This window comes from Blastococcus sp. LR1, assembly GCF_020166105.1.
Taxonomy (GTDB): Bacteria; Actinomycetota; Actinomycetes; order Mycobacteriales; family Geodermatophilaceae; genus Blastococcus.
The window spans coordinates 153,403-173,407 of record NZ_JAIUJY010000005.1 but is presented as its reverse complement, the minus strand read 5'-3'; the positions used below and the strand labels follow the sequence as shown (position 1 = coordinate 173,407).

16 protein-coding genes and 1 tRNA gene are annotated in these 20,005 nt (G+C 72.0%); 6 read left to right on the top strand and 11 right to left on the bottom strand.

Going from position 1 to position 20,005, the window contains the following annotated elements; translation table 11 throughout:
• Window positions 1-74 precede the first annotated feature (74 nt).
• The 11 genes from LBW97_RS15765 to argS form a co-directional block, all read right to left on the bottom strand.
• Complete coding sequence (locus LBW97_RS15765) at window positions 75-770, bottom strand: L-threonylcarbamoyladenylate synthase (protein ID WP_224500306.1); 696 nt, start codon at window positions 768-770, stop codon at window positions 75-77.
• Entirely contained in the window at window positions 763-2,190 is a 1,428-nt protein-coding gene (locus LBW97_RS15760; protein ID WP_224500305.1) for a protein kinase, read from the bottom strand. Before LBW97_RS15760 ends, LBW97_RS15765 begins: the two co-directional genes overlap by 8 nt.
• Window positions 2,190-3,029: a peptide chain release factor N(5)-glutamine methyltransferase gene (gene prmC, locus LBW97_RS15755; RefSeq protein ID WP_224500508.1), complete on the bottom strand. Its 840-nt coding sequence runs from the start codon at window positions 3,027-3,029 to the stop codon at window positions 2,190-2,192. Before prmC ends, LBW97_RS15760 begins: the two co-directional genes overlap by 1 nt.
• Before the next feature lie 14 nt (window positions 3,030-3,043).
• Complete coding sequence (gene prfA, locus LBW97_RS15750; protein WP_224500304.1) at window positions 3,044-4,123, bottom strand: peptide chain release factor 1; 1,080 nt, start codon at window positions 4,121-4,123, stop codon at window positions 3,044-3,046.
• Window positions 4,124-4,206: 83 nt separating this feature from the next.
• On the bottom strand, window positions 4,207-4,443 hold the full coding sequence (gene rpmE / locus LBW97_RS15745) for a 50S ribosomal protein L31 (RefSeq protein WP_224500303.1): 237 nt from the start codon (window positions 4,441-4,443) through the stop codon (window positions 4,207-4,209).
• Window positions 4,444-4,634: 191 nt separating this feature from the next.
• Entirely contained in the window at window positions 4,635-6,878 is a 2,244-nt protein-coding gene (rho, locus tag LBW97_RS15740; protein ID WP_224500302.1) for a transcription termination factor Rho, read from the bottom strand.
• Between the two features lie 241 nt (window positions 6,879-7,119).
• The gene (gene thrB, locus LBW97_RS15735) at window positions 7,120-8,022 is read right to left on the bottom strand and encodes a homoserine kinase (RefSeq protein ID WP_224500301.1); all 903 of its coding nucleotides are present in this window, start codon (window positions 8,020-8,022) and stop codon (window positions 7,120-7,122) included.
• A 20-nt stretch (window positions 8,023-8,042) separates the two neighbouring features.
• Window positions 8,043-9,128 carry a threonine synthase gene (gene thrC, locus LBW97_RS15730; protein ID WP_224500300.1) on the bottom strand — a complete coding sequence of 362 codons (1,086 nt, stop codon included), beginning with the start codon at window positions 9,126-9,128 and terminating at the stop codon, window positions 8,043-8,045.
• Window positions 9,125-10,420 carry a homoserine dehydrogenase gene (locus LBW97_RS15725; protein WP_224500299.1) on the bottom strand — a complete coding sequence of 432 codons (1,296 nt, stop codon included), beginning with the start codon at window positions 10,418-10,420 and terminating at the stop codon, window positions 9,125-9,127. Before LBW97_RS15725 ends, thrC begins: the two co-directional genes overlap by 4 nt.
• Window positions 10,417-11,910: a diaminopimelate decarboxylase gene (gene lysA, locus LBW97_RS15720; protein WP_224500298.1), complete on the bottom strand. Its 1,494-nt coding sequence runs from the start codon at window positions 11,908-11,910 to the stop codon at window positions 10,417-10,419. Before lysA ends, LBW97_RS15725 begins: the two co-directional genes overlap by 4 nt.
• Complete coding sequence (argS, locus tag LBW97_RS15715; RefSeq protein ID WP_224500297.1) at window positions 11,907-13,568, bottom strand: arginine--tRNA ligase; 1,662 nt, start codon at window positions 13,566-13,568, stop codon at window positions 11,907-11,909. The genes lysA and argS overlap by 4 nt, the downstream gene beginning before the upstream one ends.
• A 125-nt stretch (window positions 13,569-13,693) precedes the next feature.
• Here argS and LBW97_RS15710 point away from each other — a divergent pair, with 125 nt between their 5' ends.
• The 6 genes from LBW97_RS15710 to LBW97_RS15685 all read left to right on the top strand — a co-directional run bounded on the left by LBW97_RS15710 (window position 13,694) and on the right by LBW97_RS15685 (window position 19,996).
• Window positions 13,694-14,473: a DUF3105 domain-containing protein gene (locus LBW97_RS15710; RefSeq protein ID WP_224500296.1), complete on the top strand. Its 780-nt coding sequence runs from the start codon at window positions 13,694-13,696 to the stop codon at window positions 14,471-14,473.
• 89 nt (window positions 14,474-14,562) lie between these two features.
• A complete protein-coding gene (locus LBW97_RS15705) occupies window positions 14,563-15,141 on the top strand; it encodes a DUF305 domain-containing protein (RefSeq protein WP_224500295.1) in 579 nt (192 codons plus the stop codon).
• A 58-nt stretch (window positions 15,142-15,199) separates the two neighbouring features.
• Window positions 15,200-15,271, top strand: a tRNA-Arg gene (locus tag LBW97_RS15700).
• An 80-nt stretch (window positions 15,272-15,351) separates the two neighbouring features.
• Window positions 15,352-16,389: a zinc-dependent alcohol dehydrogenase family protein gene (locus LBW97_RS15695; RefSeq protein WP_224500294.1), complete on the top strand. Its 1,038-nt coding sequence runs from the start codon at window positions 15,352-15,354 to the stop codon at window positions 16,387-16,389.
• Between the two features lie 10 nt (window positions 16,390-16,399).
• The gene (locus tag LBW97_RS15690; protein ID WP_224500293.1) at window positions 16,400-17,302 is read left to right on the top strand and encodes an alpha/beta fold hydrolase; all 903 of its coding nucleotides are present in this window, start codon (window positions 16,400-16,402) and stop codon (window positions 17,300-17,302) included.
• A 126-nt stretch (window positions 17,303-17,428) separates the two neighbouring features.
• Window positions 17,429-19,996, top strand: coding sequence for a hypothetical protein (locus tag LBW97_RS15685; protein WP_224500292.1), 2,568 nt, complete (start codon window positions 17,429-17,431; stop codon window positions 19,994-19,996).
• Window positions 19,997-20,005 lie beyond the last annotated feature (9 nt).

The window sequence follows — 20,005 nt, the reverse complement described above, 5'->3', positions numbered from 1 at the left end:
GTCGGTGCGGGCGCCCGCGTCACCCGGCTCGGGCGGCGCGGCGGTCAGAGAACAACTATGACACTGAACGGGCGTCAGTCCGTGATGTCGGGGAGCACCTCGCGGAGACGGTCGACCGGGACCGCGCCGACACGCAGGACGCGCGGGGTCGGGCCGGTGCAGTCGACGATGGTGCTGGCCGCCGAGCTGTCCCGCGGACCGCCGTCGAGCACGACCGCGGCGTGCTCGCCCAGCTGCTGGTCGGCCTCCTGCGCGGTGGTCGCCGCCGGCCGGCCGGAGCGGTTGGCGCTGGAGACCGCGAGCGGTCCGGTGCGCCGGAGCAGGTCGCGGGTCAGCTCGTCGTCGGGCAGCCGGACGGCGACGGTGCCCTCCGCGTCGCCGAGATCCCACGCGAGCGACGGCGCGTGCTCCACCACCAGCGTGAGCCCGCCGGGCCAGAACTCCTGGGCCAGCCGGGTGGCGGCCTCCGGCGTCTTCAGCACCAGGCCGGCGAGCGTCGAGGCCTCGCCGATCAGCACCGGGACCGGCATCCCGCGGCCGCGGTTCTTCGCGGCGAGGAGGCGGGTCACCGCGGCCGGTGAGAAGGCGTCGGCGGCGACGCCGTACACGGTGTCGGTGGGCAGCAGGACCAGCTCGGAGCGGGCGATCGCCGCGGCGGCGGCGTCGAGCCCTGCGGTGCGGGCCCCGGGGTCGGTGCAGTCGTAGATGTCGGCCACGGGTAGCGAGTCTGTCACCGGTGCGGCGGCGGCACGCACCCCGGCGTCAGTCATCGCCCTCCTCGTCCTCCTGCTTCTCCTCCTGCTTCTCCCGCTCCCGCTCCGCCTTCTTCTGCTCCTCCTCCGCCTTCTTCTCCGCCCGCTCGGAGTTCCCGCCCCCGCGGCCGCCGCCACCGCCCTGCTCGACCGGGGCGGGCAGCACGACCGGCGGGACGGCGTAGGACAGCCGCACGAGGTCGGCGGGTGCCAGGGTGCCCTCCGGGTCCACCGCGGTGACCTGGCCCGCGGGCACGTCCGCCGTCTCCACCGGGACGACCTCCACGCGCAGCCCGCGTCCGATGAGCTCGGCCTGGACCTCCTGCACCGGTCGCCCGACGAGGCCCGCTGCCGCCACGTCGATCCCGGCCGGTGTCGTCGCGGAGGGGGTCGTCGCGGTAGGGGTGCCGCCGCTCGCCGGCGAGCTGGGCCGGTCGGGGAGCACGGTGGCGAGGACCGCTCCGAGGATCAGGAGGACGACCGCCGCGGTCAGCGCCGGGAGGAGCCACCGCCGCCGTTCCGCGTCAGGTGCCGGCGCGACCCGGACCGGCGTCGTCGAGGGGCCGGGGACCGGGAGCACCGCGGTGCGCGCCGGAGAGGTGGGCAGGGCGGGTGCCAGCCGGTCCGCGGCGTCGCGGAGCGCAGCGCCGTCGGGGTAGCGGACCGCCGGGTCCTTGGCCATGGCGCGCCCCACCAGGGCGCGTACGTCGGCGGGGACGTCGGGCGGCAGGGGCGCCGGCTCGTCGCGGATGTGCATGACGGCGATCTGGACCGGGTTCTCCGCCTCGAAAGGACGGCGTCCGGCCAGGCACTCGTAGGCCACCGCCCCGAGCGCGTAGACGTCGCTGGCCGGCGTGGCCTGCGCCCCCGAGGCCTGCTCCGGGGAGAAGTAGTGCGCCGTCCCGATGACCTGGCCGGTGCCGGTGACCGCGACGCTGGCGGCCGAGCGGGCGATCCCGAAGTCGGTGATCTTCACGGCGCCCTGCGGCGTGACCAGGATGTTGGCGGGCTTCACGTCGCGGTGCACCACCCCGGCGGCGTGCGCGGCGGCGAGACCGTCGGCCGCCTGTCGCACGATGTCGACGGTCCGCGCCGGGTCCAGGCGCTGCTCGCGGGCGAGCAGGTCGGCGAGCGAAACGCCCTCGACCAGTTCCATGACCAGGTAGGCCACCGGCGCTGCGCCGGCGCTCCCGGGCAGCTCGCCGTAGTCGAAGACGGCGGCGATGTGCGGGTGCGTGAGCAGGGCGGCGTGCTGGGCCTCCGCGCGGAAACGGGTCCGGAACGTGGCGTCCCCGGCGTACTGGTCGCGCAGCACCTTGACCGCGACGGGGCGGTCGAGGAGCTGGTCGTGTCCCCGCCACACCTGGCCCATGCCGCCCCCGGCGATCAGCGACGACAGCCGGTACCGGTTCGCGAGCAGTTCCGGGTGCGGGTGCATCAGCCCTCCCTGCGCCGTGCGGTGGTGAACCGGGGGCGGCCGGCGAGGTCCACGTGGTCCTCGACGTCGGTGAATCCCCCGTGCGCCCGGACCAGCGCGGGCAGCGCCGTCCCCTGCTGGTCGGCGTGCTCGATACCCAGGTGGCCACCGGGTCGCAGCAGCCGCTCGGCCACCGACAGCATGCCCCGCACGACATCGAGTCCGTCCGGGCCACCCCACAGCGCCAGCGGCGGGTCGTGGTCGGCGACCTCGCGGGGTACGACGGCGCCGTCGGGGACGTAGGGCGGATTGGAGACGACGACCTCCACCCGGCCGTCGAACTCCCCGAGCAGTGCCGGATCGGTCATGTCGCCCGCGACGACGCCGACCGGGGTGTCCTTCCCGGCCCGCGCCAGCGCGTTGTGCCGGGTCCACTCGATAGCGCCGGGATCCCGCTCCACGGCCGTCACCCGTGCGCCGGGGTGCTCGTGCGCGATCGACAGCGCGATGGCGCCCGATCCGCTGCCGAGGTCCACCACGATCGGGCCGTCCAGCCCGGTGAGCCGCTCCAGCGCCCACTCGACCAGCAGTTCGGTCTCCGGCCGCGGGACGAACACCCCGGGGCCGACGGCGAGCTCGAGGTGCCGGAAGGCCGCGCGGCCGGTCAGGTGCTGGAGCGGCACGCGGTCGGCGCGCTGGTCGAGCAGGGCACCGAAGCGGGCCGCGGCGTCGTCGTCGACCTCGTCGAGGGTGAACAGCCCCGCCCGTGAGCGGCCGACGACGTGGCCCAGCAGCAGCTCGGCGTCCACGCGCGGCGACTCCACCCCCGCGTCGGCGAGCCGACGGGTGGCCTCGGTCAGGAGCGTGCGGGTGTTCAGGACCCGGCCGCCAGCAGCTCGGCGGTGTGCGCGGTGGCGAGCGCGTCGATCACCGCGTCGAGGTCGCCGTCGATCACCTGGTCGAGGTTGTGCGCCTTGTAGCCGACGCGGTGGTCGGCGATCCGGTTCTCCGGGAAGTTGTAGGTGCGCACCCGCTCGCTGCGGTCCATCGTCCGGACCTGGCTGCGTCGCTGGTCGCTGGCCGCGGCGTCCGCCTCCTCGCGGGCGGCGGCCAGCAGCCGCGAGCGCAGCACGCGCAGCGCCGACTCCTTGTTCTGCAGCTGGCTCTTCTCGTTCTGCGAGCTCACCACGATGCCGCTGGGCAGGTGGGTGATGCGGACGGCGGAGTCGGTGGTGTTCACGCTCTGCCCGCCCGGCCCCGACGAGCGGAAGACGTCGATGCGCAGGTCGTTCTGGTCGACGGTGACGTCGACCTCCTCGGCCTCGGGCAGCACCAGGACGCCGGCCGCGGAGGTGTGGATCCGGCCCTGCGACTCGGTGACCGGCACCCGCTGCACGCGGTGCACCCCGCCCTCGAACTTCAGCCGGGACCAGATGCCCTCGTCGGTGCGGGACTTGATGGCGACCGCGACGTCCTTGTACCCGCCGAGCTCGGCGTCGACGGCGTCCAGGACCTCGGTCGACCAGCCGCGGCGCTCGGCGTAGCGGAGGTACATGCGCAGCAGATCCCCGGCGAACAGCGCGGACTCCGCGCCGCCCTCCCCCGCCTTGATCTCGAGGATGACGTCCTTGTCGTCGTCGGGGTCCTTCGGCAGCAGCTGCTCGCGCAGCCGGACGGTCAGCTCCCCGATCTGCGCCTCCAGGCCGGTCGCCTCGGCGGCGAAGGAGGCGTCCTCGGCGGCCAGCTCGCGCGCGGCGCTGAGGTCGTCCCGCGCCTCGTCGAGCGCGCGGGCCGTCTCGACCAGCGGGGCGAGCTGCGCGTAGCGCCGCGCCATCCGGCGGGCGCGCGTCTGATCTGCGTGCACCGCCGGGTCGGCGAGTTCCTGCTCCAGCCGCGCGTGCTCGGCGAGCAGCCCGGCCAGCCGGTCGGCACCGGACGTCTCGGTGCTGCTCACTGAGGTTCCTCCCGCGCGTTGTGGTCCGGACATGACGACGGCGCCCGCCCCACCGGAAGGTGGGACGGGCGCCGTCGGAGTGGCTACTTGTCGGCGGTCTCGGCGCCGGCAGCGGCGCGCTTGCCGAACCGCTTCTCGAAGCGGGCGACGCGGCCACCGGTGTCGAGGATGCGCTGCTTACCGGTGTAGAACGGGTGGCAGGCGGAGCAGGTCTCGACGGTCAGCGTGCCGCTGGGCGAGGTGCTGCGGGTCGTGAAGGTGTTGCCGCAGCCGCAGGTCACGGTGGTGACGTTGTAGGCCGGGTGGATGTCGGGCTTCATGGCTGCTGCCTCTTCTACGGAAGTCTGGGTCGTTCAGTCGGTCAGAACGCCGGGGGCCGGAGGAGTATTTCCAGCCGCGCCAGCGGGGCTCGGTGGTCCAGTCTCCCAGATCCCCCGGGAGGTGCTGGAACGGCCCCCGTCCAGGGGCCCACCCTGAGCTTGCGAAGGGTGGGGTGGACGGGGGTCCTTTCTCAATCCTTGTCGGGGCCCAGCGTCGTCTTCTGGATCTGCATGAGGAACTCGACGTTGTTCCGCGTCTTCTTCAGCTTCTCGAGCAGCAGCTCCAGCGCCTGCTGCGGCTCGAGCGCGCCGAGCACCCGGCGCAGCTTGATGACGATGGCCAGCTCGTCGGGCGACATGAGGATCTCCTCCTTGCGCGTGCCCGACGCGTTGACGTCGACGGCCGGGAAGACCCGCTTGTCCGCCAGGCGGCGGTCCAGCTTGATCTCCGCGTTACCGGTGCCCTTGAACTCCTCGAAGATGACCGTGTCCATCGTGGAGCCGGTCTCGACCAGCGCCGACGCGATGATCGTCAGCGAGCCACCGTTCTCGATGTTGCGGGCAGCGCCGAGGAAGCGCTTGGGCGGGTAGAGCGCCGTGGAGTCGACGCCACCGGAGAGGATGCGCCCACTGGCGGGGGCCGCCAGGTTGTAGGCGCGGCCCAGGCGGGTGATCGAGTCCAGCAGGACGACGACGTCGTGGCCCATCTCGACCAGGCGCTTGGCCCGCTCGATGGAGAGCTCGGCGACCGTGGTGTGGTCCGACGGCGGCCGGTCGAAGGTCGAGGCGATGACCTCGCCCTTCACTGAGCGCTGCATGTCGGTGACCTCTTCGGGCCGCTCGTCGACGAGGACGACCATCAGGTGGCACTCGGGGTTGTTCGTCGTGATGGCGTTGGCCAGCGACTGCAGCACCATCGTCTTGCCGGCCTTCGGCGGCGACACGATCAGCGCGCGCTGCCCCTTGCCGATCGGCATGACCAGGTCGATGACCCGGGTGGTCAGCAGGTGCGGCTCGGTCTCCAGCCGCAGGCGGTCCTGCGGGTAGAGCGGGGTCAGCTTGGTGAACTCCGGGCGGTTGCGGGCCTGCTCGGGGTCGAGGCCGTTGACCGAGTCCAGCCGCACCAGGGCGTTGTACTTGTCCTTGCGCTCGCCCTCGCGGGGCTGACGGACGGCGCCGGTGATGGCGTCACCGCGGCGCAGGCCGTGCTTGCGCACCTGCGACAGCGAGACGTAGACGTCGTTCGGGCCGGTCAGGTACCCAGAGGTGCGGACGAACGCGTAGTTGTCCAGCACGTCCAGGATGCCGGCGACGGGCAGCAGGACGTCGTCGTCGCTGACGGTCGGCTCGCCCTGGTCGAAGCGCTCCCGGCCGGTGCCGCGCTTGTTGCGGTCGCGGTAGCGACGGCCCCGGCGACCGCGGCCGCCCTCGAAGTCGTCGTCCTCGTCGTCGGCCGGGCCGTTGTTCCGGTCGCCGCGGCCGGCGTCGGTGCGTCCGCCGTCGGTGCGGTTGTCGGGACGCCCGCCCCGCTCGTTGCGGTCGCGGTCGGGGCCGCGGTTGCCGTCGCGCCCGGCCCCGTCACGGTTCGCCCCGTCACGGTTCGCCCCGTCCCGGTTCGCCCCGTCCCGGTTGGCACTGTCACGGTTCGCACTGTCACGGTTGGCACCGTCACGGGAACGGTCCTCGCGGGCGGCGCCGTCGCGGGCGGCACCGTCGCGGTTGCCGCGCTCGGGCCGGTCGTTGCCCTCGCGTGCGGGGCGCTCGGCGCGGTCGCCGCTCTCCCGGTTCCCGTCGCGGTTGCCGTCCCGGTCACCGCGGTTGCGGTTCCGGTCGCGGTTGCGCTGGGGGCGGTCGCCGTCGCGCTCGTCCTCACGCGGCTCGGTAGGAGCCGGCGCGGTCGCCTCGACGGCCTCCACGGCCTCGGCCGCCCGAGCGGCGTCGGTCGCGGGGGCGTCGGTCGCGGGGGCGTCGGTGGCGTCGGTCGCGGGGGCGTCGGTCGGCGAGCCGGCCGGACGACGGGCGCCGCGCCGACCGCGGGCGGGAGCGGGAGCCGCGTCGCCGGTCAGGGGGCCGCCGTTGGCGCCACCGCTGATCGGGGCCTCGAGCGGCGCAGAGGTCGCGGCCACGCCGCGGGCGGTGTCGGCGCCGCCGGTCGAGGCGGTCTCGGCGGGCGCCGTGGTCTCGGTGCTCGGCGCGGGGGCGGCGTCGGGGCCGCCCACCTGGCGCTCGGAGATGGCGGCGACCAGGTCGCTCTTGCGCATCCGGCCGGTGCCGGCGATGCCAAGCTCGGTGGCCAGGCGCTGGAGCTCGGGCAGCAGCATGCCGGCCAGCCCGTTGCCGCGGCGGCGGGGTCGGCCCGCCGTCCCAGAAGCGGCAGTTCCCTCGGCAGCGGCGTCGGATGCGCCGGTCGCGACGAGGTCGGTGGTTTCGCTCACGTACAGGTCCTTCCCTGCGGTGACCTGCGCCGTCTGAGCGCAGGGGTTCCCGGATCCCCGTCAGCCGGCCGGAGGCGGGCGCAATCGAGGATCAGGTGGAGAAGATGCGAGGCGGATCAGCGGCGAAGAGATTCGAACTGCTTCGGCCCCGCGCGAGGCTCGCCCGAGTGGGCGGCTACGCCGTGAGCCTAATCGCAGCTCACAGGCAGGACAACACCGGTGGTTTCCAGTGTGTTCCTCGTTACCGAGACGATACCTGGCGCGGTGCACGCGCCACTCGCGCCCCGGTGGGATCGACGTCCAGCGGCAGCACCGACCAGCCCTCCGGGGCCAGCGTGCGGATCGCTTCCACCTGGTCGGTGCGCGTCGCCAGCGCGAGGACCGACGGCCCGGCACCGGAGACCACGGCCGGGTGGCCGGCGTCGCGCAGCCGGTCGATCAGCGCGAGCGACTCGGGCATCGCAGCCCGCCGCTGCTGCTGGTGCAGCCGGTCCTCGGTCGCGGGCAGCAGCAGGGCCGGCTCAGCGGTCAGCGCGTGCACCAGCAGGGCCGACCGTCCGGCGTTGAACGCGGCGTCGGCGTGCGGCACGAGCTCGGGCAGCAGCCCGCGGGCCACCTCGGTCGAGAGCGTCGCGTCCGGAACGAGCAGCACCGGCAGCACGTCCTCGTGCACTCCGAGGCTGTCGGCACCGACCCGGTCACCGTCGGTCCAGGAGAGGACCAGCCCGCCGAGCAGGCAGGGCGCGACGTTGTCGGGATGGCCCTCCATGTCCGTCGCGAGCCGGAGCACGGCGTCGAGATCGATGGACTGCGCCCGAGGGGAGAGCGCCCACGCGCCCATCACCCCGGCGACGACGGCCGCGGCCGACGAGCCCATCCCCCGCCCCTGCGGGATGGAGTTCTGGGCGACGACGCGAAGCCCCGGCGGCGACCACCCGAGCTCGGCGCAGGCCGCCCGGAACGCGCGGACCACCAGGTGCGACTCGTCGAGCGGCAGCTCGCCCTCGCCGACGCCGCGGACCTCGACCGAGAGACCGGAGGGCTCGACGGAGAACTCGAGGACGTCGTGGTGGGCGAGCGCGAGGCCGGCGCAGTCGAAGGCCGGGCCGAGGTTGGCGCTGGTCGCGGGGACGCGGACGGTCACCCGATCTGGGTCGAGGACGGTCACAGGCCGAGCTGCGCCGCCGCCGCGGCGGCGTCGACCGGGACCGTCAGCGGCGCGGGCGCACCGGAGATCGCCCACTCCGGGTCCTTGAGGCCGTTGCCGGTCACGGTGCAGACGATCCGCTGACCCGGCTCGAGCTCGCCGGCCGCGTGCACCTGCAGCAGCCCGGCGACCGAGGCCGCCGAGGCCGGCTCGACGAAGACCGCCTCGGTGCGCGCGAGCATCCGGTACGCCGAGAGGATCGCGCGGTCGGTGACGGCGTCGATGCGGCCGCCGGAGTCGTCGCGGGCGGCGAGCGCCTTGGTCCAGGACGCGGGGTTGCCGATCCGGATCGCGGTGGCGATCGTGCTGGGGTTCTCCACGACGGAGCCGTTGACGATGGGTGCGGCGCCGGCGGCCTGGAAGCCCCACATCTTCGGGGTGTGGGTGGCCGGGCCGGGGGTCTCCGAGGTGGTGCAGTACTCCCGGTAGCCCTGCCAGTAGGCGGTGATGTTGCCGGCGTTGCCGACCGGGAGGCAGTGGATGTCGGGGGCGTCGCCCAGGACGTCGACGATCTCGAAGGAGGCGGTCTTCTGCCCCTCGATCCGGAACTGGTTGACGCTGTTCACCAGGCTGACCGGGTAGTCGATCGCCAGCTTGCTGGCCAGAGCGAGGCAGTCGTCGAAGTTGCCGTCGACCTGCAGCAGCTTGGCTCCGTGCACCAGCGCCTGTGCGAGCTTGCCCATGGCGATCTTGCCCTGCGGGACGAGCACGGCGCAGGTGAGCCCGGCGCGGGCGGCGTAGGCGGCGGCGCTGGCGCTGGTGTTCCCGGTCGAGGCGCAGATGACCGCCTTCGACCCCTCCTCCACGGCCTTGGTGATGGCCATGGTCATGCCCCGGTCCTTGAAGGAACCGGTCGGGTTCGCGCCCTCGACCTTGAGGTAGACCTCGCAGCCGGTGATCCGGGAGAGCTCCCGCGCGGGCAGCAGCGGGGTGGCGCCCTCGTGCAGGGTCACCACCGGCGTGCTGTCGCTGACCGGGAGGCGGGACCGGTAGGCCTCGATGAGACCCGGCCAGCCCGGGGAGACGATCGACGGCGCGGTCATGACAACCCTTCTACGCGCAGCACGCTGGTGACCCCGCGGACCGCGGGCATCTCCCGCAGCGCGGCAATGGTGGCCGACAGCGCCGCGTCGGGGGCGCTGTGGGTGACGATGACGAGCGTCGCGGCGTCGCCGCGACCGGTCTGACGGACGGTGGAGATGCTGACGCCATGCTGCGCGAACTCCAGCGCGACGGCGGCGAGCACACCGGGCTTGTCCGCGACGTCGAGGCTGACGTGGTAGCGGGTCGGCGTCTCCGCCATGGGCCGGACGGCGAGGTCCGCGTAGCCCGAGGGCCCCTGCCCGGCGGCGCCGGCCAGCCGGTTGCGGGCCACGGCCACGAGGTCACCCAGGACCGCGGACGCGGTGGGCTCTCCCCCGGCGCCCTGGCCGTAGAACATCAGCTGACCCGCGGCGACGGCCTCGACGAAGACGGCGTTGAACGCGCCGCTGACCGAGGCGAGCGGGTGGGTGGTCGGGATCATCGCGGGGTGCACCCGGACGGCCACGGAGTCGCTGCCGTCCTCGCCCGTGACCCGCTCGCAGATCGCCAGGAGCTTCACCGTGCAGCCGATCTCGGCGGCGCGGGAGACGTCGGTGGCGGTGACCGTCGAGATCCCCTCGCGGTACACGTCGGCGGCCGACACCGGGGTGTGGAAGGCCAGCGAGGCGAGGATCGCGGCCTTCGCGGCGGCGTCGAAACCGTCGACGTCGGCGGTCGGGTCGGCCTCGGCGTACCCGAGCTCGGTTGCCTCGGCGAGCGCCTCGCCGAAGCCGGCGCCGGTCTCGGCCATCCGCGACAGGATGTAGTTCGTCGTCCCGTTGACGATGCCGACCACGCGGCTGAGCTGGTCACCGGCGAGCGACTCGCGCAGCGGCCGGAGGATCGGGATCGCGCCGGCTACGGCGGCCTCGTAGTACAGGTCGACGCCGGCCTTGGCGGCCGCGGCGTGCAGCGCGACGCCGTCCTCGGCCAGGAGCGCCTTGTTGGCGCTGACCACCGACTTGCCGGCCTCGAACGCGGCCAGCATCAGCGAGCGGGCAGGCTCGATGCCGCCGATGACCTCGACCACGAGGTCGACGTCCTCGCGGGTCACCAGCGCGTGCGCGTCGGTGGTGAGCAGGTGCTGCGGGACGTCGGGGTGGTGCTGCGGACGCCGGACGGCGACGCCGACGACCTCCACGGGGCGGCCGATGCGCGCGGCGAACTCACCGGCCTGGTCCTGCAGCAGCCGCAGCACGGCGCTGCCGACGGTGCCGCAGCCGAGCAGGGCGACCTTGAGCGGACCGTTCACGAGCGGGCTCCTCCGGAGTGCTCGGGCGCCGGCTGCGAGGGCGCAGGCGACGGTGCGGGGCGGTCGGCGAGGACCGCGTCGAGGGCGAACACGTCGGCCAGTGTCTGGCGACGCACGATCTCGGTGGCGACGCCGTCCCGGACGGCCACCACCGGGGGCTTGAGCAGGTAGTTGTAGTTGCTCGCCATGGACCAGCAGTACGCGCCGGTGGCGGCGACGGCGAGCAGGTCGCCGGGCTGGACGTCCGAGGGCAGCCAGAGGTCGCGGACCAGGATGTCGCCGCTCTCGCAGTGCTTGCCCACCACCCGGCACAGCGCGGGCGGGGCGTCGGAGCTGCGGTTGGCCAGCACGCAGGTGTAGGACGCGTCGTAGAGGGCGGTGCGGATGTTGTCGCTCATCCCGCCGTCGACCGACACGTAGTTGCGCACCAGTGGCGTCCCCGGCGCTCCGGAGGCGCCGAGCCGGACCGGCTTGATGGTGCCGATCTCGTAGAGCGTCACGGTGCCGGGGCCGGCGATGGCGCGGCCGGGCTCGACGGCCAGGCGGGGCACCGGCAGCCCGAGCTCGGCGCACTCGGCCGCGACGACCGAGCGCAGCTTCCCGGCGACGTCGGCGGCGCTGACCGGGTCGTCGTCGGGGAGGTAGGCGATGCCGAAGCCTCCGCCGAGGTTGAGCTCCTCCAGCACCTGGCCGGTCGCGTCGCGGACCGCGCCCATCAGGCCGACGACCCGGTGCGCCGCCGCCTCGAACCCGGCGGTGTCGAAGATCTGCGACCCGATGTGGCTGTGCAGCCCGGCCAGGCGCAGCGCCGGCTGCTCGACCACGCGACGGGCGGCCGCCAGGGCGTCGCCGGTGGCGAGGGAGAAGCCGAACTTCTGGTCCTCGTGCGCGGTGGCGATGAACTCGTGGGTGTGCGCCTCGATGCCGACCGTCGTGCGGATCAGCACCGGGACCGGCGCTCCCCCACCGGCCACGCGGGCGGCGGCGAGCGGGCCCAGCCGGTCGATCTCGTCGAAGGAGTCGAGGACGACGTGGCCGATCCCGGAGTCGACGGCGAGCTCGAGCTCCACCATCGACTTGTTGTTGCCGTGCAGCGCGATCCGCCCGGCGGGGAAGCCGGCGGCCAGCGCCAGGGCCAGCTCGTTGCCGCTGCAGGCGTCCAGGTGCAGGCCGTCCTCGGCGATCCACCGCGCGACCTGACCACAGAGGAACGCCTTGGAGGCGTAGTGCACGTCGGCGTCGTCGAAGGCGTCGGCGAACTCCGCCGCGCGGCCGCGGAAGTCGCCCTCGTCCAGCACGAACAGCGGCGTGCCGTGCGTCCGGGCGAGCTCGGTCACCGGGCGGCCGCCCAGGTGCAGCTCGCCGTCGATGCGCTGGGCCGACCGCGGCCAGACCTGGGGGTCCAGGGCGCCGAGCTCCTCGGGCGGGGCGCCCGCGGCCGACGGCGGCGAGATGTTGCCGTGCAGCGGACCTGCGGGGTGCGCCCTCACATCCGCTCCGGAGCGCTCACGCCGAGGACGGCGAGGCCGTTCCGCAGCACCTGCGCGGTGGCCGCGCACAACCACAGCCGCGACACGGTCAGCGGCGTCGTCTCCTCGTCACCGCGGGGCAGGACGCGGCAGGAGTCGTAGAACCGGTGGTAGGTGCCGGCCAGCTCCTCGAGGTAGCGGGCCACCCGGTGCGGGGCGCGCAGCTCGGCGGCGGCCGTGATCACCCGGGGGAACTCACCGAGCGCGCGCAGCAGCGTGTTCTCCCGCTCGTGCGTCAGCTGGGCGACGTCGACGTCGTCCGCCTCGCCCAGCGCGATACCCAGGTCGGCGGCGTTGCGCAGCACCGAGGAGATGCGGGCGTGCGCGTACTGCACGGTGAAGACCGGGTTGTCGTTGGTCTGCCGGCTCCACAGGTCAAGGTCCAGGTCGATCGTCTGGTCGACCGAGGCCCGGGCCAGCGCGTAGCGGGCGGCGTCGGCGCCGACCGCCTCGACCAGGTCCTCGAGCAGGACGACGGTGCCGGCGCGCTTGCTCATCCGCACCGGCTGCCCGTCGCGGACGAGGTTGACCAGCTGGCCGAGCAGGATCTCCAGGTTGGCCTCGGGGTCGTCGCCGACCGCGGCCGACAGCGCCTTGTAGCGGCCCACGTAGCCGGCGTGGTCGGCGCCCAGCATGATCACGACCTTGTCGAACCCGCGGTCGCGCTTGTCGAGGTAGTAGGCGCAGTCGGCTGCGAAGTACGTGGGGGCGCCGTCGCTCTTGATCAGCGGCCGGTCCTTGTCGTCGCCGAAGTCGGTGGTCCGCAGCCACACCGCGCCGTCGGCCTCGTAGACGTGGCCGTTCTCCCGCAGCCGGGTGATCGCCTTCTGCAGGGCGCCGGTCTCGTGCAGCGTGCGCTCGCTGAAGTAGACGTCGAAGACGACGCCGAAGTCCGCCAGGGTCCGCTTGATCTCGGCGAACATGAGGTCGACGCCGAGCACCCGGAAGCGCTCCTGCTGCTCGGCTTCCGGAAGCTCGAGGACACCCGGCTCGGCGGCGACCACCTGGGCGGCGATCTCGTTGATGTAGTCCCCGGCGTAGCCGTCCTCGGGCACCGGCCGGCCGGACGCGGAAGCCATCAGGCTGAGCGCGAAGCGGTCGATCTGGGAGCCGGCGTCGTTGAAGTAGTACTCCCGGGTCACCGACGCGCCGCTGGCCTCCAGCAGCCGGCCGAGCGCGTCACCGACGGCCGCCCAGCGGGTGCCGCCGATGTGCACCGGGCCCGTCGGGTTGGCCGAGACGAACTCGAGGTTCAGCTTCTGCCCGGCCAGGCTGTCGGTGCGGCCGTACGCCTCGCCCGAGGTGACCGCGTCGACCGCGATCTTGCCGAGCGCGCCCTGCGCCAGGGTGATGTTCAGGAAGCCGGGCCCGGCGATGTCGACGGTGGCGATGCCCGCGTGCGCCCGCAGCTCCTCGGCCACCAGCGCGGCCACGTCGCGCGGCGGGCGGCCGGCCGGCTTGGCCAGCCGCAGCGCGATGTTGGTGGCGTAGTCGCCGTGCTCGGGGTTCCGGGGGCGCTCGATCACGACGTCGGCGGGGACGTCCACGGGCAGCGCGCCTCGCTCGACGACCGCGCCCACGGCGGTACGAACGACGTCCTGCAGCTGCTCCGGTGTCACCGGGCGAGCGTACTGACCGCCCGGTTACCAGCTGACGCACAGGCCCGCGACCTAGACTCGCGGCAGCCGCCGGGACCCGAACGGGTCCGGCATCCGCGCGCACGCGCCCGTATCGAGGAGAGGCCTTGGCCAAGGACCGCACGCCCGACAAGAGCCGTGGAACCGGCGGCGGGGGCCGCGGGAAGAGCGGTCGCACCCGCCCCCCGACGCAGGTCGTGGCCCAGCAGCGGCCGTGGGGGCTGATCGCCGGCGCCATCGTCGTCGCCCTGTTCGCCGCCGCCGTCCTCGGCTACGCGGTGGTCAAGGTGAACGAGGCCAACGCGAACAAGGTCGAGTCCGTCGAGGAGATCTCCGGCGTGGAGGCCTTCGACTTCGAGGGCGCGCAGCACGACGACAACCCGATCGCCTACGACGAGGCCCCGCCCGTCGGCGGCCCGCACGCCAACCTCTGGGCCGACTGCACCGGCACCGTGTACGACGCCGACATCCGGCACGAGAACGCGGTGCACAGCCTGGAGCACGGCGCCGTCTGGATCGCCTACAACCCGGACGAGGTCTCCGACGACGACGTCGAGACGCTGAGCGAGCTGGTGGACGGCGTGTCCGGCCGGCTACTGGCGCCCTACGAGGGGCTGGACTCCCCGATCAGCCTGCAGTCGTGGAACCACCAGCTGAAGGTGGACAGCGTCGACGACGAGCGGATCAAGCAGTTCGCCGAGCTGATGACCTACAACAGCCAGCCCTACGGCGACGACGACGAGCTCAACAAGAAGCGCTCCTTCCCCGAGCCCGGCGCCACCTGCGAGAGCCCGAGCTTCCTCGCCGCACCGCTGCTGGAGAGCGACGACCCGGCTGCCGCGCCGGCTGAGGAGACCGCTCCGGCCGACGAGAGCGGCACGCCCTGACCAGCCCGCGGACGACCCGCACTCCGCTGAGGGTCGCGCTGATCGCCGTCATCGCCGTCGCCCTCGTGGTGCTCGGCGGTGGACTCGCGGTGCTCCTCGGTCTCGGCGACCGGGGAGCACCGACGCCGGCGACGGATTCCGTGGACGCCGGCTTCTCCCGGGACATGTCGCGTCACCACCTGCAGGGCGTGGAGATGGCCAACCTGGTCGCCGAGCGCAGCGAGGACCCCGAGGTGGAGTCGCTGGCCTTCGACATCTCGGCCACCCAGACCAACCAGGCCGGCCGCATGCAGGGCTGGCTCGTGCTGTGGGGGCTGACCCTCACCGGCGGCGAGACGATGGCCTGGATGACCGACGAGGGGCACAGCGGTCACGACATGAGCGGCATGGACATGGGCTCGGGCGCGCTGATGCCGGGCATGGCCACCGAGGAGGAGCTGGCGGAGCTCCGGGGCCTGTCGGGCACCGAGTTCGACGTCGAGTTCCTCCGGCTGATGATCCGCCACCACCAGGGCGGTTTCGACATGGCGAAGGACGCCGCCGCGCACGCCGAGGTGAAGGCCGTGCGCGACCTCGCCCGCTCGATCGAGCAGGCGCAGGGGGCCGAGACGGAGACGATGACCGACATGCTCACGGCCCGCGGCGGCACTCCCCTCCCCGCTCCCTGAGCGGCGGGGCCGCCGTCCGGACCACGGTCCGGGGCTGGTAGCTTCTTCCCTGCCCCGAGCCCCCGTAGCTCAGGGGATAGAGCACTGCCCTCCGGAGGCAGGGGCGCAGGTTCGAATCCTGCCGGGGGCACTCCACGAACCGGCCCGCACCGCCCCTCGGCAGTGCGGGCCGGACTCGTTGCGGGCCGGATCGAGAGCGAGGGCGTCCCCGTGCGAGCAGTGATCTTCGATGCCAGCGGCGCACCCCCGGAGGTGCGCGAGGTGCCGGTGCCCGAGGCGCCGGCCGGCGGCGTCGTGGTGCGGGTGCACGCCACCGGGCTGTGCCGCAGCGACTGGCACGCCTGGGTCGGGCACGACGACATCGCCCTGCCGCACGTGCCCGGTCACGAGCTCGCCGGCGTCGTCAGCGCGGTCGGTTCCGGCGTCACCCGCTGGGCGGTCGGCGACCGGGTCACCGTGCCGTTCGTCGAGGGCTGCGGCGCCTGCGAGTGGTGCTCCTCGGGCAACGCCCAGGTCTGCCCCGCCCAGAAGCAGCCGGGCTTCACCCACTGGGGCTCCTTCGCCGAGTACGTCGCGCTGCACGCCGCCGACACCAACCTCGTCGCCATTCCCGACGGCGTCGGCTTCGAGGCGGCGGCGAGCCTCGGCTGCCGCTTCGCGACGGCGTACCGCGGGCTGCTGGACCGGGCGGACCTCACCGGCGACGAGTGGCTGACGGTGGTCGGCGCCGGCGGTGTCGGGTTGAGCGCGGTGATGATCGGCAAGGCCCTGGGCGCCCGCGTGGTCGCCGTCGACCGCAATCCCGAGGCGCTGGCCGTGGCCCGGGAGCTCGGCGCCGACGAGGTGCTCCTCGCCGACGGCTCCGACGTCCCGGCGGCGGTGCACGCGCTCACCGGGGGCGGCAGCCACGTCGCCGTCGACGCCGTCGGCAGCGAGCAGACCTGCGCGGACGCGGTGCACAGCCTGCGCCGGCGCGGCCGGCACGTGCAGATCGGCCTGCTCCCCTCGATCAGCGGCCACCCGCGGGTGCCGATGGACCGCGTCATCGGCTGGGAGCTCGACGTGCTCGGCAGCCACGGCATGGCCGCGGTCGACTACCCGGGCATGCTCGCGCTCATCGAGCAGGGCGCTCTGGCACCCCAGAAGCTGATCGAGCGCGTCGTGGGCCTCGAGGAGGCGGCCGCCCTGCTGCCGGTGTTCGACCGCGCGGTCGTGGCCGGGATCACGATGATCGACCCGCTCGGCTAACGTCCGCGGCATGGCGACCAGCGACATCCAGAAGGCATCCGTCGGCGACCTCGAGATCGCCTACGAGACGTTCGGCGACCCCTCCGACACCCCGGTCCTGCTCGTGATGGGGCTGGCCACGCAGATGATCGGCTGGCCCGACGAGTTCTGCGCCGGCATCGCGGCGCGCGGCCACTACGTCGTCCGCTTCGACAACCGCGACATCGGGCTCTCCACGCACCTGCACGACGCCGGCCCGGCCGACGTCATGGCGGTGCTCGGTGGCGACCGGTCGACCGTCGCCTACGGCCTGCCTGACCTGGCCGAGGACACCGTCGGCCTGCTCGACGCCCTCGGCCTGGACAGCGTGCACGTCGTCGGCGCCTCGATGGGCGGGATGATCGCCCAGCTGGTGGCGATCGCCCACCCGGAGCGGGTGCGCAGCCTGACCTCGATCATGTCCACGACCGGCGACCCGGCTGTCGGCGCTCCCGCGGAGGCGGCCCTCGGCGTGCTGCTGGCCGCGCCGGCGAGCGAGCGGGAGGGCGCGATCCAGCGGGTCGTCGACACCTACCGGGTGATCGGCTCCCCTGGTTTCGAGTTCGACGAGGCCGCCGTCCGCGACCGGGCCGGGCTCTCCTTCGACCGCGCCTACGACCCGGCGGGGGTCTCCCGCCAGCTCGCCGCCATCCTCAGCACCCACGACCGGACCGCCGACCTCGGGAAGGTCGCCGTCCCGACGCTGGTGATCCACGGCGAGCAGGACTCGCTGGTGAACGTGACCGGCGGTCGGGCGACCGCCGCCGCCGTGCCGGGTGCAGAGCTGTTCGTCGTCGACGGCATGGGGCACGACCTGCCGCGCGAGCTCTGGACCCAGCTCACCGACCGGATCACCGCGCTCATCGAGCGGGCCGAGTCACGAGACAACGAGTAAGGCACTGCGGGGAAGGCCAGTTGCGCCAGAACCGTCGAGCACTACTCCCCACCAGCGGCAAGGCGCCTGGCGGCACAGCCCCTCGAAGGGCTTCTTTTGGCGGAGCCGGTGCGGCAGGATGGACGGGTGAGTATTGAAGGCGACATCCTTGAATGGGCCCTGACTCGCCCTGCATGGCAGCAGCAGGTACTCGTGAGCCTTGCGGAGGGCAAGGACTACTCACAACAGGAGATCGCCGAACTCGCGGACGCAATTCTGACCGGCACTGCCGACGCACCCAGTCAGGACGCCAAGGGCCTCGCCCTCAAGTCGGACACACCCGAGACCGTCTCCCTCACCAAGGTGCACAAGGTAATCGGCGTTAACGCCCTAATCAACGACGGCAGCTTGGACTTCGCGCCCAGCGGACTCACGGTGGTTTTCGGCGCCAACGGAAGCGGGAAGAGCGGGTATGCCCGCCTTATCAAGCACCTGGTAGGCGCCAGGCATTCCAGCGAGATCCTGCCAGACGTATTCAGCGACAACCCCCTCCTCCCGTCCGCCGAACTTGTATACACCGCCGGTGCCGAGTCGGTAAGCGAAGCCTTCCCCGGCGCAGCGAGTTCGAGAATCCGCAAAGTCAGTTTCTACGACGAGCACTGCGGAGACGCCTACCTTACTAAGCAATCTACGATCACATACCGCCCCTCAGCACTCGGTGTGATCGACGGGCTTATCGGGGTTTGCGACTCCCTCCGTCTCACCCTGCAGGAGCGGATCGATACCCTTGAGGCAGGAAAGCTGCAACTGAGTATCGATCCGACCACCGTGGCGGGCACATTCTTCTCGAGTCTCAATGCCACCACCAGCGATCCGGCAATCGACACGGCCACAATCCTGCCGCCCACCGCAAATGAGGACAGGGCAAAGGCCCTTCACGAGGAAGCGCGCCTGAAAGCAACGGATCCGGGCAAGGAGCAAGCGCTGCTGCGGTCACAGGCCAGTGCGATTCGGGATCTTCGGGATCACGCCCTGACCCTACAAAGGTCGCTCGACTCGGCCGCCCAACAGACGTTGACCCTCGCCATAGAGCTAGCTGTGTCGAAACGGGAGGCCGCAAACATTGCTGTCACCGAGAGCATGGCTGGAACGGATCTGCCAGGTGTTGGTGCGGCAGCATGGCGAAGCCTCTGGGAGGCAGCCCGCGAATACTCTTCATCGGTCGCTTACCCCGACCACAATTTCCCCCACACAGTCGATGGAGCGCGTTGCGTCCTCTGCCAGCAAGAACTCGGCGCCGACGGGACCGAGCACCTACGGCGCTTTGACGGCTACATGAGGGACACGACAGAGCAGGAGGCTCGGACCGCCGAGGGGGCGTTGGCCCTTTTGACATCAGACCTGCGCTCACTTGCGGCCGTCACACCCAGGGCGAGCGCCGCGCTTGCGTCGCTCGGCGAACTCGATCCCAAGCTGGCTGCCAGCGCTCGAGAGCTTCTAGCCTCCTTCGACCAGCAGCGTTCCCTACTCCTTTCTTATGTCACGGAGGGGGATCCGGCACCGGTCCCGTTCGAAGATTCTCCTGTTCTTCGCAAGCTTGAAGAGATCGCCAATGCCCTGGAGACCCGAGCCGCCCAAACGGACGTCAGAGGGTTTCAGAAGGCTCTGGAAGCGGCAACGCGCGCTCGGAAGGAGGCGGATGCCAGCGCCCTGCTCGCAAAGTCGGTCAAACTCCTCAAGCAAGAGGTGATGCGCCAGGCGTCGATCCAAAGGCTCCGGGCCGCGCGAACCAAAGCAGATACTTCGAGCATCACCCAGAAGTCTTCGGCGCTCGCACGGTCCTACGCCACCAATCTGATCGTCGATAGGTTCACACGCGAGACTGACCGACTGAGGTTGACGCGGGTTACGTTGAAGGACCTTGGTGGCAGGAAGGGGCAGATGACTCAGCAGCCGGACTTGCTCGGCGCGAAACACAAAACGGCAACTGCAGTGAGCGTCCTCAGCGAGGGCGAGCAGACCGCCCTCGGACTCGCTGGATTCTTCACAGAAGCGCACTTCGACGCTTCCAAGTCCGGACTCGTCCTGGACGATCCGGTCACCTCCCTCGACCACGTCCGCAGGTTCAACGTCGCGCAACGACTTGTCGAGCTTGCTGCAGACCGCCAGGTCGTTGTCTTCAGTCACGAGATATCATTCATTGGAGACCTGGTAAAGGTCGCCCACCAGGCGGGCGTTCAAGTAACCCCGCGTGCGATAGAACGAGTGGGCAAGACGCAACCCGGACTGGTTCGACAAGAACTGCCATGGCGAGCGAAGGACTTCGGTTCCCGACGAAATCAACTAGATGTCGATCTCAAGAAGCTCGAGAAGGACCGACCAGCGCTGGCGGAGTCCGAGTATGAACAGCGGGTCGCAGCTTGGGCGGGCAACCTCTCAGAGACGTGGGAACGCTGCGTTAGTTCCGAAGTCGTGAATAAGGTTTTCGACATAGGCGCGTCCGAGGTTCGCCCAATGGCCTTTCGCCTTCTCGCCTCCATCACGCCCGCAGACAATGAGGACTTTCAGCAAGGCTACAGCGCTTCCTCGAAGTGGGCTCGGCGCCATGACAACGCACCTGTTACCAACTACGTGCCGCCCGAAATCGACGAGATGCAGTTTGAGCTAGAGCGCATCACTAAATGGCAGAAGCGACTAAAGGGCTATTTGAACTAGGACGGCAGG